The 14,500-nt window shown below is 65.7% G+C and carries 15 protein-coding genes; 13 read left to right on the top strand and 2 right to left on the bottom strand.

Going from position 1 to position 14,500, the window contains the following annotated elements; translation table 11 throughout:
* Positions 1–19 precede the first annotated feature (19 nt).
* The 9 genes from AC1DZT_RS14475 (at position 20) to AC1DZT_RS14435 (ending at position 8,607) form a co-directional block, all read left to right on the top strand.
* A complete protein-coding gene (locus AC1DZT_RS14475) occupies positions 20–1,447 on the top strand; it encodes an ABC transporter substrate-binding protein (RefSeq protein ID WP_478007335.1) in 1,428 nt (475 codons plus the stop codon).
* A 77-nt stretch (positions 1,448–1,524) separates the two neighbouring features.
* Positions 1,525–2,478 carry a carbohydrate ABC transporter permease gene (locus tag AC1DZT_RS14470; RefSeq protein ID WP_478007334.1) on the top strand — a complete coding sequence of 318 codons (954 nt, stop codon included), beginning with the start codon at positions 1,525–1,527 and terminating at the stop codon, positions 2,476–2,478.
* Between the two features lie 9 nt (positions 2,479–2,487).
* On the top strand, positions 2,488–3,348 hold the full coding sequence (locus tag AC1DZT_RS14465) for a carbohydrate ABC transporter permease (RefSeq protein WP_478007333.1): 861 nt from the start codon (positions 2,488–2,490) through the stop codon (positions 3,346–3,348).
* A gap of 24 nt (positions 3,349–3,372) precedes the next feature.
* Complete coding sequence (locus AC1DZT_RS14460) at positions 3,373–4,509, top strand: ABC transporter ATP-binding protein (protein ID WP_478007332.1); 1,137 nt, start codon at positions 3,373–3,375, stop codon at positions 4,507–4,509.
* Positions 4,510–4,752 carry a hypothetical protein gene (locus AC1DZT_RS14455; RefSeq protein WP_478007331.1) on the top strand — a complete coding sequence of 81 codons (243 nt, stop codon included), beginning with the start codon at positions 4,510–4,512 and terminating at the stop codon, positions 4,750–4,752.
* A gap of 2 nt (positions 4,753–4,754) precedes the next feature.
* The gene (locus AC1DZT_RS14450; protein ID WP_478007330.1) at positions 4,755–5,708 is read left to right on the top strand and encodes an ABC transporter ATP-binding protein; all 954 of its coding nucleotides are present in this window, start codon (positions 4,755–4,757) and stop codon (positions 5,706–5,708) included.
* Between the two features lies 1 nt (position 5,709).
* Positions 5,710–6,498: an SDR family NAD(P)-dependent oxidoreductase gene (locus tag AC1DZT_RS14445; protein ID WP_478007329.1), complete on the top strand. Its 789-nt coding sequence runs from the start codon at positions 5,710–5,712 to the stop codon at positions 6,496–6,498.
* Position 6,499: 1 nt separating this feature from the next.
* Positions 6,500–7,342, top strand: a complete 843-nt coding sequence (locus tag AC1DZT_RS14440; RefSeq protein ID WP_478007328.1) for an ABC transporter permease subunit — start codon at positions 6,500–6,502, stop codon at positions 7,340–7,342.
* Positions 7,339–8,607: a hypothetical protein gene (locus AC1DZT_RS14435; RefSeq protein WP_478007327.1), complete on the top strand. Its 1,269-nt coding sequence runs from the start codon at positions 7,339–7,341 to the stop codon at positions 8,605–8,607. Before AC1DZT_RS14440 ends, AC1DZT_RS14435 begins: the two co-directional genes overlap by 4 nt.
* On the opposite strand, the gene AC1DZT_RS14430 is transcribed toward AC1DZT_RS14435, so the two are convergent.
* Entirely contained in the window at positions 8,599–9,225 is a 627-nt protein-coding gene (locus AC1DZT_RS14430; protein WP_478007326.1) for an HAD family hydrolase, read from the bottom strand. The genes AC1DZT_RS14435 and AC1DZT_RS14430 overlap by 9 nt on opposite strands.
* Complete coding sequence (locus AC1DZT_RS14425) at positions 9,218–10,729, bottom strand: xylulokinase (RefSeq protein WP_478007325.1); 1,512 nt, start codon at positions 10,727–10,729, stop codon at positions 9,218–9,220. Before AC1DZT_RS14425 ends, AC1DZT_RS14430 begins: the two co-directional genes overlap by 8 nt.
* Before the next feature lie 143 nt (positions 10,730–10,872).
* Between AC1DZT_RS14425 and AC1DZT_RS14420 the strand changes: the two genes are divergently transcribed.
* Genes AC1DZT_RS14420 through AC1DZT_RS14405 form a run of 4 tightly spaced genes read left to right on the top strand, consistent with a single transcriptional unit; the run spans position 10,873 to position 14,483 of the window.
* Positions 10,873–11,511, top strand: coding sequence for a bifunctional 4-hydroxy-2-oxoglutarate aldolase/2-dehydro-3-deoxy-phosphogluconate aldolase (locus tag AC1DZT_RS14420; protein ID WP_478007324.1), 639 nt, complete (start codon positions 10,873–10,875; stop codon positions 11,509–11,511).
* 36 nt (positions 11,512–11,547) lie between these two features.
* Positions 11,548–12,381, top strand: a complete 834-nt coding sequence (locus tag AC1DZT_RS14415) for an SDR family oxidoreductase (protein ID WP_478007323.1) — start codon at positions 11,548–11,550, stop codon at positions 12,379–12,381.
* Positions 12,382–12,384: 3 nt separating this feature from the next.
* Positions 12,385–13,437 carry a zinc-dependent dehydrogenase gene (locus tag AC1DZT_RS14410; RefSeq protein WP_478007322.1) on the top strand — a complete coding sequence of 351 codons (1,053 nt, stop codon included), beginning with the start codon at positions 12,385–12,387 and terminating at the stop codon, positions 13,435–13,437.
* Entirely contained in the window at positions 13,434–14,483 is a 1,050-nt protein-coding gene (locus AC1DZT_RS14405; RefSeq protein WP_478007321.1) for a galactitol-1-phosphate 5-dehydrogenase, read from the top strand. The genes AC1DZT_RS14410 and AC1DZT_RS14405 overlap by 4 nt, the downstream gene beginning before the upstream one ends.
* The last annotated feature ends 17 nt before the right edge of the window (positions 14,484–14,500 follow it).

Raw genomic sequence — 14,500 nt, 5'->3', positions numbered from 1 at the left:
ACCAATAGAGGAGGAACACATGTCCACACTGCACAGAAGAAGTGCCCTGGCCGCGATGCTGATGTCGTCGTTGCTGGTCGCACCCTCTGCCTTCGCGCAGACCGACGCGCAGAAAGCCCTTGCCGGAACCGAGCTTCATTTCCTGGCGCCCTCGATGCCGCAATTCGCGGCGCTGGAGAAATTCTTCCCCGAGTTCGAACAGAAATACGGGATCAAGGTCACCGTCGATGAAGTGCCCTTTGACCAATACCGACAAAAATCCCTGGTCGAGATGCAGCAGGGCACCGGCACCTATGACTTTTACGCGGTCGATGTGATGTGGCTGGCCGAATATGCCGCCGCCGGTTTTCTTGACCCCCTGATGCCCTATGTCAAGAACGCCGACCTGACCGCCGCTGATTACAACATCGACGATTTCCTGCCGCGGGTGATCAGCGGGGCCGGGGTCTACAATGACACGCTTTACACGATCCCGATCGGCGCCGGTCCGGTGGGCACCACCTTCCGCAAGGATCTGGCCGATGCCGCCGGCATCCAGATGCCCGAGCGCTTCTCGCCCGAGTTCACCACCGACTTCATGTTCAAGGCCGCCGACAAGGTGAACAAGCCCGAAAGCGGCATCATGGGCTTTGCCAATATCCCCGGCCGCTGGTTCTGGGGCGTCACCTATCTGCCCTATCTCTACGCCTTCCAAAGCAAGGACAGCGTGGGCGATGAATACCTCGACAAGGATTGGAAAGTCTCGATCAACAACCAGCATACGGTTGATTCGATAGACTATTTCGTCAGCCTGAAGAAGTTCATGCCCGCCGACAGCGCCAACTGGGGCATCGGCGAGGCGACCGCCGTCTACCAGCAGGGCAAGGCCTTCGGCACCTGGAACTACATCGACTTCGTCAACGGCTTCTTCGAAGACCCGGCTGCCCAGGCCACCGTGGCGGGCAAGAACATCCACCTGCACACCCCGGCAGGCCCCGATGGCCGGATCGACCCCTTCTTCGGCTCGTGGAGCCTCGGGATTTCCAAGGACAGCCAGAAGAAGGATGCGACCTGGGTCTTCATCCAGTGGCTGACCTCGGCCGACGTGCAGGCGCGGGCGACGCAGTTCGGCGCCGGCCCGTCGCGGCATTCGACCTTCAAGTCCGAACAGCTGGCCAAGTACGAACCCTGGTGGCTGCCGGTCTATGACTACATGCTGAAGACCACCAACCCGGATGAACGCGTCCGCGTGCCGGAATGGGCCGAGATTTCCGACATCATGGGCGAGGAGGGCAACAAGGTCTGGATCGGCCAGATCGACGCCAAGACCGCCGCGGCCAACATGGAAACCCGGATGACGGCTGCGATGAAGAAGGGCGGCTACTACATCCCCGGCCGCACCGACCTGCCCAAGCAGCAATGGCGTGATCTGAGCTATTACGACCGGCTGCCCTCGACCTGGAACTGAGGTGAGCCCCGGTCCGGGCGCCCGCCGCCCGGACCCCCGCTTGCCGACCCCCTCCCTCGCATCTTTCGGAACCCATCATGACAGACGCAACCCTTCCGGCCCGGGCCCCGTCGCGCCGGGGACTTCTTGCCAGACTCGGGCCTTCGAACAAGGCGGTCTTCCCCTGGGTTCTGATGGCGCCGACGCTGATCATCCTGTTCGGCATCGGCATCTATCCCTTCCTTTACGCGCTTTACGTCGCGGGGCAGAACTTCATCCTGTCCAAACCCTATATCCCGCGCTTCTTCGTCGGCCTCTACCAGTACCAGAGCGTCATCCAGGACCCCGAGGTCTGGCATTCGCTCAAGGTCACGCTGATCTTCACGCTGGAGGCGGTGTTCTTCGAATTCTGGCTTGGCCTTGGCCTCGCCCTGCTGTTCCAGCGCAAGATCAAGGGGCAGGGGGTGCTGCGCATCTTCATCCTGATCCCGATGATCCTGCCGCCCCTCGTGGCCGCGCTGATCTGGCGCTACATGTTCTATCCCGGCGCGGGTCTGGCCACCCATTACATCGGCGCCATCACCGATTTCTTCGGCTGGGGCGAGATCCCCTTCCTGTCGGACCCGACCATCACCCTGCAGACGTTGATCTTCGTCGATGTCTGGGAATGGACGCCCTTCATGTTCCTGATGCTGTCGGCCGGTCTCGCCTCGATCCCGCGCCAGCCCTATGAGGCGGCCGAGATCGACGGCGCCGGGGCCTGGAAGGTCTTCTGGTCGATCACCATGCCGCTGCTGCGCCCCGCCATCATGATCGCCGTGGTGATCCGCACGATGGACGCCTTCCGCACCTTCGAGCTGATCCTGGTGATGACGCGCGGCGGGCCGGGCAATGCGACGACGACGCTGAACGTCCTTCTGACCAAGACCGGGCTGGAGTTCTTCGACGCCTCCAAGGCAGCGGCGCTCTCGCTGATCATGATGATGGTGATCATCGTGATGAGCTTCATCTTCATCCGCGTATTCCGCTCGCGCACCGAAGTCGCGGAATAGGAGGCTCCCATGAACATCAACGACGCCCAGAGGATGACCTCGCCTGCAGCCCCGCCTGTGCAGCGCAACGGGTGGGTCTATCTGGTGATCATTGCGGTCTGCCTCATCAACTTCGTGCCCTATATGTGGATGGTGATGACCGGCTTCATGGATGGTGGCGCGGCGGGATCGCCCACGCCGCAATGGATCTTCACCCCGACGTTGGAGGCCTTCCGCTATCTGATCGTGGAAAAGGGGATCTTGAAGAACTTCCTCAACTCCACCGTGATCGCCCTGGCCTCGACCTTCCTTTCGGTGACGATCGGCATGTTCTGCGCCTATGCGCTGGCCCGCTATGACTTTGTCGGCCGCGATGACGTGTCCTTCTGGGTGCTGACCAACCGGATGATGCCGCCGGTGGCGATCCTGCTGCCGATCTTCGTGACCTTTCAGACCATGAAGCTTCTGGACACCAAAGTCGGGCTGATCCTGCTTTACACGGCCATGCAGCTGCCCTTCGTGGTCTGGATGCTGACCGGATATTTCCGCGACATTCCAAGGCGCTACGAGGAATCCGCCATGGTCGATGGCGACACCTGGGCCGCGGCCTTCCGCAAGGTGACGCTGCCCCTGATGATGCCCTCGGTCACCGCTACGGCGATCTTCGTGATGATCCTGTCCTGGAACGAGTTCGCCTTCGCGACCTTCCTGACCTCGGTCAAGTCCAAGACCATGCCGCCCGCCATCATGGCCTATTCGATCGGGGCCGATATCCAGTGGAACGTGCTGGGCGCCGCCGTCGTGCTGATCACGGCGCCCCTGATCCTGTTCGTCCTGATCCTGCAACGCCAGCTGATCAGCGGCCTCAGCCAGGGGGTGGTGAAGGAATGACCCGTGTGATGGGAGGAAAGACCAATGGCTGAGATCCGGATCAACCAGCTGGCCAAGCGTTTCGGCAAGTTCACTGCCGTGTCGGATGTGGATATCGCGGTGAAGGATGGCGAGTTCGTCTTCCTGCTCGGCCCCTCGGGCTGCGGCAAGACCACGACGCTGCGGATGATCGCCGGTCTGGAGATGCCGAGCGATGGCGAAATCGCGATCGGCGGGCGCAACGTGACCTTCCTGCGCCCGCGCTACCGCAATGTCGGCATGGTGTTTCAGGACTACGGCCTGTACCGCCACATGACCGTCTTTGGGAACGTGGCCTACCCTCTGGAGGTGCGCCGGATGGCGCGCCCCGCCATCGAGGCCAAGGTGTGCGCCGTGGCGCAGACCATGCAGATCACCGACGTTCTGGACCGCAAGCCCGATCAGCTGTCGGCCGGGCAGTTGCAGCGCGTCGCCATCGCCCGGATGCTGGTGCGCGATGCCGATGTCTTCCTGATGGATGAACCGATGTCGCACCTTGACGCGCAGCTGCGCGGCCAGATGCGGGCCGAGCTGCGGCATATCCAGAAAACCGTGGGGGTCACCACCATCTTCGTCACCCATGACCAGCTGGAAGCCATGACCATGGCCGACCGCATCATCGTGATGAAAGACGGCCGCATGCTGCAATTCGCCACCCCGCGCGAGATCTTCGAACGCCCGGCGACCGAATTCGTCGCCAGCTTCGTGGGCGAGCCGCAGATGAATGTCTATGACTGCAAGCTGCGCCCTTCTGACCGGGGTCTGGTGGCCGAGGTCGATGGCTTCACCGTGCCGCTCGATCCCGAATGGGTCAAAGCCAACCGGCTGGATCGGTATGTCGGCGAGGTTCTGCGGCTGGGGGTGCGGCCGGAACATATCTCGATCCGCGACCGGGCGGATGGCGACCACGGCATCGCCACCACGCTGTATTCCTTCGAGCCGACCGGGGCCGAGAACCTCTACATCCTGCGCTGCGGCAAGACGCTCATCACCACCCGCACCTCGACGACCGAGACCGCGCATCTGGGCAAGACCGAGGGCACCGGGTTCTTCCTGCGCTTCGACCCGGCCTGGCTTTACCTGTTCGACAAGACCAATGGCGAGACGCTGGCCCATGCCGCCGCCAGCACCGTGGAGGACTGAATGAAATCCTGGATGGTACTCTTGGGGATTCTGGCGTTTCTCCTCTCCTCCTGCACGGTGATGGCGGGGGATTTCTCGCCCTGGCCCGCCTGCCTCGTGGCCGTGGTGCTGATCGTGCTGGCCAAGATCGCCAATGACCGGTTCAAGCTTCTGGCCTGGCCGATGGAGTTTCTTCTGGCCGCTGGCGTCACGATGATCGTGGTCAACCTGATCCGCCTCGCCCTGTTGCCGGTGGCGGTCTAGCGATGGAGGCCCTGACCCTCACCGGCCTGCGCAAAGCCTTTCGCGACAAGCAAGCGGTGGACGGGGTGGATTTCGTGGTGCCGAGGGGAGAGATCGTGGGCTTTCTCGGCCCCAATGGCGCGGGCAAGACCACGGTGATGAACATGATCACCGGGCTGGTGGCCCCCGATGCCGGAGAGATCACGCTTCTGGGCGTGCGCGATGGCGCAAGGCTGAAGGAGGTGCGGGCGCGGATCGGCTATCTGCAGGAAAAGCCGCGCCTCTACCCCGAGATGACCGCCCGCGCCTACCTGACCCTCTTCGCGCGGCTCTATGCCGTGGCCCGGCCGCAGGCCCGGGTGGCCGAGGTGCTGGACCGGGTGGCGCTGACCTCTGCCGCCGACCGGATCATCGGGGCCTTCTCGCGCGGCATGCAGCAGCGGGTTTGCCTCGCCCGTGTCCTCCTCCACCAGCCGGAGTTTCTGGTGCTTGACGAGCCGACACTGGGCCTGGACCCCAATGGCGTGGCCGACATGCGCCGGATCTTCCGCGAGATGCAGGCCGAGGGGGTGACGCTGCTCTTCTCCTCGCACCAGCTGGCCGAGATGGAGCGGGTCTGCGACCGGGTGATCTTCATGGACCGTGGCCGCGTGGTCGCCCAGGGCCGGCAGGAGGAGATCCTGCCCGCCCTCGGCCTCAGCGATGCGCTGACGGTGGAGCTTTTCGAACCCGTGGCCGCCCATCTGCCCGCCCTCCGCGCCGTGGCCGAGGTGCAAAGCGCTGAAACCGCGGGCGAATTTTCGGTCACGGTCACTCTGCGGGACTCTGCCCCCGCAGCGCCTCGGGCCCGCCGGGCGCTGGTGGCGCAAAGGCTGGCCGGGCTGGGGCTGACGGTCCTTTCGGTGGGGCAGGGCCAGAGGTCGCTGGAAGACGTGTTCCTTGCGCTGACCGCGCAGGGCAAAGCAAAGGAAAACTGAGATGGATCTTCATTACAAAGGCAAACGCTGCCTGATCACCGCCTCGACCGGGGGGCTTGGCTTTGCCATTGCCAGGGCGATGGCGGCCGAGGGGGCCAGCGTCATCCTCAACGGCCGTTCGGCGGCCTCGCTCGACAAGACCGTGGCGCGGCTGAAGGCCGAGGTGCCCGGCGCGCAGGTGGTGGGCGCCCTGGGCAACAGCGGCACGGCGGAGGGCTGCGCCGAGCTGATCGCCCATTGCCCCGATGTCGATGTGCTGATCGTGAACCTCGGCATCTACGAGGCGATGGACATCTACAAGGCGGGCGATGACCGCTGGCACGAGCTGATTGAGGTCAATGTGATGAGCGGCGTCCGCCTCAGCCGCCATTACATCCCCAAGATGCTGGCCCGCGACGCCGGGCGCGTGGTCTTCATGGCCTCGGAATCCGGGATCAACCCGGCGCCGGAAATGCCGGCCTATTCGGCGACCAAGACCATGCAGCTGTCCTTGGCGCGCAATCTGGCCGAGACGACCAAGGGCACCAGGGTCACGGTCAATTCGGTCCTGCCAGGCCCCTGCCGCACCGAAGGCGTGGCCGCGCTGATCGCGGGGCTTTACCCCGGTGTCCCGACGGCGGAGGCCGAGCGCCGCTTTGTCGCCGAAAACCGCCCGACCTCGCTGATCCAGCGACTCTCCCTGCCCGAGGAAGTGGCCGATTTCGTGACCTTCCTCGCCTCGGACCGCACCGGGATCGTCAATGGCGCTGCCTTGAAGATCGACGGCGGCCTGATCCGCAGCGTGGTCTGACATGACCCCCGACCTGCCCAGAGCCTTGCCCGGCCCTTTGCGCGTGACCCTCCTGCTGACCGGGCGGGAGGTCTGGGCGCGGCTCGCCTCGGTCTGGTTCTTTCTGGTCACCTCTGCCGTCTGCCTGATGGCTTTGGCCTATGGCAGCGGCTTTCAGCACAGTTTCGAGACAGAAACCGTGGTGGTCACCGCCGATCCCCTGCAGGTGCTGAACGTGCTGGTCGTGGTGTTCCTGGGGCTGGTTCTGGGCCTGCGCCTCGCCTCGGCCCTGGCCTGGGAGAGGGAGCATCGCACGCTCGCGGTGCTGCTGGCGGGCCCGGTGACCCAGGGCCCGGTGGTTGCCGCGAAGTTCCTGGCCGAGCTTTGCGTGCTGCTGCTGATCGTGGCGCTTTACTGGGCCTATCTGCTTTTGGGCCAGCCCCTTGGCGCGGAGGTCTTGGGCCTTGCCGATACCGCGCCGGTCTGGCTTCTGGTCGTCATGGTGCTGCCGGTCATGGCGCTCGGGCTGCTGGTTTCGGCCTTCATGGCCTCGGTCCGGGGGGCGGTGGTGGTGTTTCTGGCGCTTGCCGGGACGCTGGTCGCCTTCGAGGCGGTCCTGGCCTGGCTGACCCTGTCGCCGCCGCAGGATATGAGCCTGACGATGCTGTATCTGCGCGCGGGGATGCAGAAGGTGGCGCTGGTCACGCATCTGGTCTCGGGCGTTGCCTATCTTGCGCTTCTGGTGATGCAGATCGCCAACCAGACGCTGCTGTCCTTGCGCGATGTGGCAGGTGCCGCGGGCCTGACGCTGGCGACGCTGGTCGCGGCGGTCATGGCCTTGAAACAACGGGGGGCCGGAGAATGAGGCGCATCTGGATCGCATCCGTGCTGGCCCTCGGCCTGAGCCTGCCCGCCCTGGCCCTGGAGCCTGCGCGGCGCGAGGTGATCGTCACCTCGAACCGGGTCTGGGATGGCTATGTCTATCAGGAGAATTTCGTCCCCTCCGCCCAGACGGACATGACCTTGCTGGCGGGGCAGGACAATGCGATCAGCTTTGTGCGGACGCAGGAATATTACTGGCCGCTCTCCCGCCAGACCTATGTCGATTTCGACCGCGAGAAAGAGCCGGTGGCGGGCACCCTGCGGATCAGCCAAGGCGGGCGGCAGGTGGCCGAGGTGGCGGTGGCGCCCTATGCGATGGTCTACCCCAAGGGCGCCGCGCAAGGAGAGGGCCATCTCATCTGGGGCGATGCGGCGCTGGCCGAATTTGCGGAATATCAGGCCGATGCGCAGGCCTTCGCCGTGGCCTTCTCGGCCAGCCAGCAGGCAGAGGCCGGATACGAGCGCCGCTTGAAAGAGGCCGCCATCGCCCGGCTGGCCGGCAAGGGCGTGCAGGAGGTGACCCCGCCGCCCGCGCCACCGGTGCCAAGCCTGAAGCTGGTCACCCGCCCCGTGCCGGGCCTGCGGGTCAACCTGCCGGTCGGCGACTATCAGATCGCGCTGTGGCTGGACGGCGGCCCGGTGCCCGGCGCGCAAAAGACCCTCCACATCACGGCAGCTTCCGAACGCGATGTGATCACCGCCGACATCATCCCGGAAGAGCGCTGGACGCGGCCCTTGACGGCCAATGACGGGGCCGAAAAGGTCTATGCCCGGCCCGGCACCACCTTCTACCTGACCCTCGCCTATGCCAGCCGCTTCGACGCCGCCTCTTACCTGCGGGTCGTGCAGCCCCAGGCCGAGGCGGTCGCGGGGCGGCAGATCTGGGTCAGGCGGCGCGCGGCTGATGCAAGGTCGGTGCGGCTGGGTTGGGGTGAAGATAGCCCGGCGCAGGATCTGGCCCTGACCGTGCTGAAGGTGCAGCAGACCGAAGGCGCGGGCTTCGGCTATGTCGTCCGCCCCGCCAAACCCTCCGAGCCGCCGGACCTCACCGCCTTTGCCGTAACCGTGCCGCAGGACGCCAAGCTGTCGCGCGGCGGCTTTGCGGCCGAGGACAGTTCGGGCGCAAGTCTGGCGCGGCAGGTCGTCGTGGTCCAGCCGCGGCGCGAGGGCCTTGCCTGGACCCTCGCGCTGTTGCCCGCGCTGGCGGGCTTTGCGCTGATGATCTACCGGCGCAGGGTCTTAACCTAGCAGCGCCAGAATCTCGGACATATCGGCCAGGGGCAGGGTGCCCGCAGGCGCCGTGCCGATCGCATGGGGCACGAAGACCGTCCGCATCCCCGCCGCCAGCCCCGCCGCGGCCCCGCTGGCGCTGTCCTCGATAACCAGGGCTTCGGAGGGCGCCACGCCCAGAAGCCAGGCGGCGCGCAGGTAGCCTTCGGGCGCGGGCTTGCCCTGGCGCACATCGTTGCGGCTGATCGTCACGAGGCCGGGCCGCGCCAGCCCCACCGCGCGCAGATTGGCATCGACGATTGCCCGGTCGCTGTTGGAGACGACGGCCTGCGCCAGCCCCAAAGCCTCGACCTGCCGCCAGACGGCAAGCGCGGGTGCAAAGCTGGCGAGGGCGGAAATCCCGGCGAAGTAATGGTAATGCTTGCGCTTTTCCCAGGCGATCGGGTCCATCTTCAGGCCCAGATCGGCGCAAAAGCTGCGGTAAAGGTCATCCGCGGCGCGACCCATCACACGTTCCATCAGGTTGTCGGGCACGGCAAGGCCCGCCTCGGTCAGCGCCAGCCGCAGCGCCTCTACCGCGATATGTTCGCTGTCGACGAGCGTGCCGTCCATGTCCCAGAGCAGGGCTTTAATCATTTGGGTTCTTTCCTACCAGGTCGTTGACCGGCTCCATCGCAAGGCGGAGGCGGGTGAAAAGGGCGGCGAGGTCGGCATAGCGGGCGACCTCGGCCGGATCGGGGAGGATCGGTTCGCGGTGGCGGACGAGGGCGCCCGCCGCCTCGACCGGTGAGGCGAAATGGCCCAAGGCGGCAAAGCCGAGGCAGGCGCAGCCGATCAGGCCGGATTCCGGCTCCACCGTCGGCAGGATCGCGGCGTCGAAGACATTGGCCTTGATCTGCAGCCAAAGGTCGGACCGCGCCCCGCCCGCCGCCGCGATGATCTGGTCCGGCGCGTTGAAAGCTTCGCGGATCGGGCGGGTGGCATCCTGCATCGCCAGAACCACCCCCTCCATCACGGCGCGGTGCAGATGCGCCGGCCCATGCGCCGCCGTCAGGCCCAGAAAGCCTGCGCGGGAGGCCTCGCCCCGGCCCAGCCGCTCGCCGGTCAGATAGGGCAGGAAGATCAGCCCATCGGCGCCGGCGGGCACGGTGGCGGCCTCCTCCGACAGCGCCGCATAATCGCGCTGGCCACGGTCCAGCGTCCGCTGAGCCCAGCGGATCGCATCACCCGCCGCATCGACCACCGCGAAGGCGCCCCAATGGGCGGGCGTCATGGCCAGGTTCATCACCTGAGGATGGCAAAGCGGCCGCGGGGTCAGCGTCGTCAGCAGGAAAGAGGTGCCGGTGATGTCGCTGACCTGACCGGGCTGCGTGACACCCGAACCAAGAAGGGCGCAGGGGTAATCCCCGGTCCCGGTCAGCACCGGCAGCCCCTCGGGCAGGCCCGTCTCGGCGGCGGCGGCTGCGGTGACCGTGCCGAGGATGCTATCGGCGGCGTGCAACGGCGGCAGCAGGGCAGGGTCGAGCCCAAGGCTTTGCGCCGCCGCTTCCGACCAGCTGCCGCGCGACGGATCGGAAAGGAAGGAGGAGCCTGCCTCGCTCCAATCCATCGCGTGCTGGCCGGTCAGGCGCAGGTTGACATAGTCCTTCGGCATCAAAAGTGTGGCGGCGCGGGCCAGGGCGTCAGGGTCGTGTCGGGACAGCCACAGGAGCTTGATCCCCGGCCAGGCCGTCGTCGCCGAGTTGATCGCGGCGGGAAAGTCGCCCGCGGCGATGCGGGCGTTGATCTCGGCCGCGGTTTCAAAGGCGCGCTTGTCGTTCCACAAAGGTACGCGGTGCTGCACCGGATCGCCCGCCGCATCGACGAGAACCGGCGCATGCATCTGGCCGCAGCAGACCAGCGCCTGCAGCGCGGCCTCCGGGTGGTCGCGTTCCAGCCCTTGCAAAAGCCCGCGCAGACAGGTCTTGACCCCCGCCCACCACGCCTGTGGCGCCTGTTCCACCCAGCCGTGACGCGGGAAATGCGTGTCATGCGCCACGGCGCTGCGGGCCAGGATGCGGCCCTTGAGGTCGATCACCCCGGCGCGCACCGATCCCGTGCCGATGTCGAGGGCGAGGATCGCCGGCGTCACCGCTCCCATGAAATTCTCTTCCCTCGGCGCATTTTTCCTCCCGCCCCTGAAATTCATTTCGATGCCTCTTGTAATAGAAGAAAATAACTTCTACAACAGAATCGTGGAATCAAATTTGAAACCGCCAGCCAGATCCTGGGGAGGGGAGCCTGATGGGACAGACCGAAATCGAAGCCTTGATCGGCGCCGCGCGCCTGTTGCCCGTGGTGGTGCTGGACCGGCCCGAAGACGCCGTGCCGCTGGCCCGCGCGCTGGTGGCGGGGGGCTTGCCGGTAGCCGAGCTCACCTTCCGCACCGAAGCCGCCGCCGATGCCATCCGCCGCATGGTGGATGAAGTGCCGGAGATCCTCGTCGGGGCGGGCACCGTCCTGAGCGTGGCGCAGGTCGATGCGGCCCATGCGGCGGGGGCGAGGTTCCTCGTCACGCCGGGCTTCAACCCCTCGGTCGTGATGCGGGCGCAGGAGCTGGGCCTGCCGATCGTGCCGGGCATCAACAACCCGACCGGGGTGGAGCAGGCGATGTCCTTTGGCCTGAGCCTCGTGAAATTCTTCCCCGCCGAACCCAGCGGCGGCGTGCCGTTCCTCAAGGCGCTGAGCGGCCCCTATGGCGCGATGCGCTTCATCCCGACCGGGGGTGTGGGGGCGAAAAACCTTGATGCCTACCTGGCGCTGAAGGCGGTTCTGGCCTGTGGCGGCTCCTGGATGGTGGACCCCGCGCTGATCCGCGCCGGCGACTTCGCCCGCATCACGCAATTGACCGCAGAGGCCGTGGCGCTGACCCACAAGGCCTGACTGCATCCCGAAGAACAGTCTAACGGAGGACTTGGAATGTCGAACACTACCCTGTCAGAGGGCCTCTCCCTCAAGGGCAAGACCTGCATTGTGACCGGCGCCGCCTCGGGCATCGGGGAGGCCGTCGCGCGGATCTATGCGGCGAATGGTGCCAATGTCGCGATGATCGACTTTGACCGCGACAGGCTGGACCGCATCTCGGCCGAGATCGCGGCGGCGGGCGGGATCGTCCTGCCGATCTTCGCCGATGTCTGCGAGGAAGACAAAGTGCGCGCCTTCTTCAAGCAGACCCATGATGCCTTCGGGTCGATCGACGTGGTGGTGAATTCGGCCGGGCGCGACAGCCTGGCGCCGCCGGTCACGCAGGTGACGCTGGAGGAGTGGAACAAGACCATCGGCCCGAACCTGACGGCGGTGTTCCTCTGCTGCCGCGAGGCCTTTCTTTACATGGAAAAGCAGGCCAGCGGCGGGCGGATCATCAACATGGGTTCCTCCTCGACCCGCGTCGCCTCGGGCCCGGGTCATAGCCCTTACCGCGCATCGAAGCACGGGATGCTGGGCTTTTCCAAGAACATCCTGCTGGAAGGCGTCGGCAAGAACATCGGCGTGACGGTGCTGAACCCCAGCCATGTGAAGACGCCGATGACCGAGATCATCGACAAGGGCCTTTATGACGGCAACCTCGAGGCCTACACCGATGGCTGGCTGGACGAGAAAGAGCTGAAGGAAGGCATCCACGCCTCCTGCATCGAGGTCGACAGCGTGGCCTGGCTGGCGCTGTTCGTCGCCACCCGCACCCCGGATGTGACAATCCCGACCGTGGCGCTTTACCCGACGCACAAGGCCCACCGCTACGGCATGGAGGTCTGAGCGATGCAGGCCGCCGTCTATCACGGCATAGGCAAGATCACCGTGGAGCGCCGGGAGATCCCGGCGATCCGCGAGGATGAGCTTCTGGTCCGGGTCCGCGCCGCCTCGATCTGCGGCACTGACCTCAAGATCCAGCGCATCGGGCATTTCAAGATCCCGGACCCGGCGAATATCGTTCTGGGCCATGAGGTTGCGGGCGAGATCGTGCAGGTCGGATCTTACGTCTCGGGCTGGAAGGAGGGCCAGCGCATCGCCGTGGTGCCCAATGTCGGCTGCGGGCGGTGCGAGATGTGCCGCCACGGCTTCAACAACATGTGCCCCGAGTATGAGGCCTTCGGCATCAGCATCGACGGCGGATTTGAGGACTACATGCGGGTGCCGGCGACGGCGCTGTCGGGCGGCAACATCGTCGAGGTGCCCGATGGCATGGGATGGGAAGAGGCCGCGGTGGTCGAACCCCTGTCCTGCTGCTTCAACGCCTGGAAGGGTTTGGAGGTCACGCCCGAGGATACCGTCCTCATCATCGGCCCCGGCCCGATCGGCGCCTGTTTCGTGCAACTGGCCAAGGCCTGGGGCGCCAAGCAGATCCTGATGGTCGGCCGCCGCGAAAGCCGCCTGCGCGAGGCGGAACGCTTTGGCGCCGATATCCTGATCGACAGCAGCAAGGTCGATGTCCTGACCGAGGTCATGCGCGTGACCAAGGGGCGCGGCGTGGATGTGGTGGTCACCGCCGCCTCCACCCCCGATCTGCAACCGCTGGCGATCCAGTGTCTGGCGCGGCACGGGCGGGTCAACTTCTTTGGCGGGCTGAAGAAGGGCACGCTGGTCGAGCTTGACACCAACCGCATCCATTACTGGGGGCTGAAGGTTCTGGGCACCACCGGGTCCTCGGTGCAGGACTATGACCGCTCCATGCGGCTGGTGGCCGATGGGCAGATCAACGTGAAGGACATCATCAGCCACCGTTTCGCGCTGAGCGAGGTCAACGCCGCCTTCGACTTTGCCCGCTCGGGCGAAGGGATGAAAACCGTGATCCTGCCGGGAGAAGCCGCATGAAAGCCGCTGTTCTGCATGCGCCGGGCGACCTGAGGGTCGAAGAGGTGCCGATGCCCGAGATCGGCCCCGATGACGTGCTGGTGCGCGTCATGGCGGCGGGGATCTGCGGGTCCGACATCGGCCGGGTGATGGTGACGGGGACCTATCATTTCCCGACCATCCCGGGCCATGAGTTTGCCGGGCTGGTGGCAGGCGTCGGCGCGCATGTCGCCCACCTCGCCATCGGCGACAAGGTGGCCGTGGCGCCGCTGTTGCCCTGCTTTGCCTGCGAATGGTGCCAGGCGGGCAAATTCTCGCTTTGTGACACTTATGATTTCATGGGTTCGCGCAGCGACGGCGCCTTTGCCGAATACCTCAAGGCTCCGGCGCGCAATGTGCTGAAAGTGCCCGAGGGCGTCAGCCTGGACGAGGCCGCCATGATCGAACCGGCGGCGATCATCCTGCATGGCATCCACAAGCTGAACCTGTCGCTTGGCGATGCGGTGGCGGTGGTGGGCTGTGGCGCGCTGGGCGCCTTTGCCCTGCAATTCGCCAAACTCTCGGGCGCGCAGCCGCTGATCGCGATCGACGTGGACGAGACGAAACTGGACCTCGCCCGCGCAATGGGGGCGGATCTGTGCATCAACCCGGCCAAGGTCGATGCCGTGGCCGCCGTGCTGGCCGCGACCGGGGGCAGGGGGGTGAAGATCGCGCTGGAATGCGCAGGCTCCGCCCCCGGGCGCGATCTGTCCATCCTGGTCACCGCCAAGCAGGGCAAGGTCATGCTCTATGGCACGGCCTATGGCGACGTGACCTTTGCCGAGAAAGCCTTCGCCCGCATGGTGCGCGAAGAGCTGGAAGTGGTGGGCTCGTGGAACTCCTACTCCCTGCCGTTTCCGGGCAAGGAATGGTTTGACATCATGGAGCTTCTACGCACCAATCGGTTACTTATGGGGCCGCTGATCTCGCACCGGGCGGCGCTTGAGGAGGCGCCGGGGATATTCAAGGCCCTGAAGGGCCGCAGCTTCGGCCCATACCACAAAATCCTGTTCAAGCCGAATGGCTGAGCGACCTGAGGGGGGAG

The organism is Rhodobacter sp. P1_C2 (assembly GCF_056406375.1).
The sequence above is the reverse complement of the archived record's forward strand: the minus strand, read 5'-3'. Positions and strand labels throughout refer to the sequence as shown.

Excerpts from the sequence above, each read along its gene's own strand:
- AC1DZT_RS14475 (WP_478007335.1), top strand. The coding sequence starts at position 20 with ATGTCCACACTGCACAGAAGAAGTGCCCTGGCCGCGATGCTGATGTCG.
- AC1DZT_RS14470 (WP_478007334.1), top strand. The coding sequence starts at position 1,525 with ATGACAGACGCAACCCTTCCGGCCCGGGCCCCGTCGCGCCGGGGACTT.
- AC1DZT_RS14465 (WP_478007333.1), top strand. The coding sequence starts at position 2,488 with ATGAACATCAACGACGCCCAGAGGATGACCTCGCCTGCAGCCCCGCCT.
- AC1DZT_RS14460 (WP_478007332.1), top strand. The coding sequence starts at position 3,373 with ATGGCTGAGATCCGGATCAACCAGCTGGCCAAGCGTTTCGGCAAGTTC.
- AC1DZT_RS14455 (WP_478007331.1), top strand. The coding sequence starts at position 4,510 with ATGAAATCCTGGATGGTACTCTTGGGGATTCTGGCGTTTCTCCTCTCC.
- AC1DZT_RS14450 (WP_478007330.1), top strand. The coding sequence starts at position 4,755 with ATGGAGGCCCTGACCCTCACCGGCCTGCGCAAAGCCTTTCGCGACAAG.
- AC1DZT_RS14445 (WP_478007329.1), top strand. The coding sequence starts at position 5,710 with ATGGATCTTCATTACAAAGGCAAACGCTGCCTGATCACCGCCTCGACC.
- AC1DZT_RS14440 (WP_478007328.1), top strand. The coding sequence starts at position 6,500 with ATGACCCCCGACCTGCCCAGAGCCTTGCCCGGCCCTTTGCGCGTGACC.
- AC1DZT_RS14435 (WP_478007327.1), top strand. The coding sequence starts at position 7,339 with ATGAGGCGCATCTGGATCGCATCCGTGCTGGCCCTCGGCCTGAGCCTG.
- AC1DZT_RS14430 (WP_478007326.1), bottom strand. The coding sequence starts at position 9,225 with ATGATTAAAGCCCTGCTCTGGGACATGGACGGCACGCTCGTCGACAGC.
- AC1DZT_RS14425 (WP_478007325.1), bottom strand. The coding sequence starts at position 10,729 with ATGGGAGCGGTGACGCCGGCGATCCTCGCCCTCGACATCGGCACGGGA.
- AC1DZT_RS14420 (WP_478007324.1), top strand. The coding sequence starts at position 10,873 with ATGGGACAGACCGAAATCGAAGCCTTGATCGGCGCCGCGCGCCTGTTG.
- AC1DZT_RS14415 (WP_478007323.1), top strand. The coding sequence starts at position 11,548 with ATGTCGAACACTACCCTGTCAGAGGGCCTCTCCCTCAAGGGCAAGACC.
- AC1DZT_RS14410 (WP_478007322.1), top strand. The coding sequence starts at position 12,385 with ATGCAGGCCGCCGTCTATCACGGCATAGGCAAGATCACCGTGGAGCGC.
- AC1DZT_RS14405 (WP_478007321.1), top strand. The coding sequence starts at position 13,434 with ATGAAAGCCGCTGTTCTGCATGCGCCGGGCGACCTGAGGGTCGAAGAG.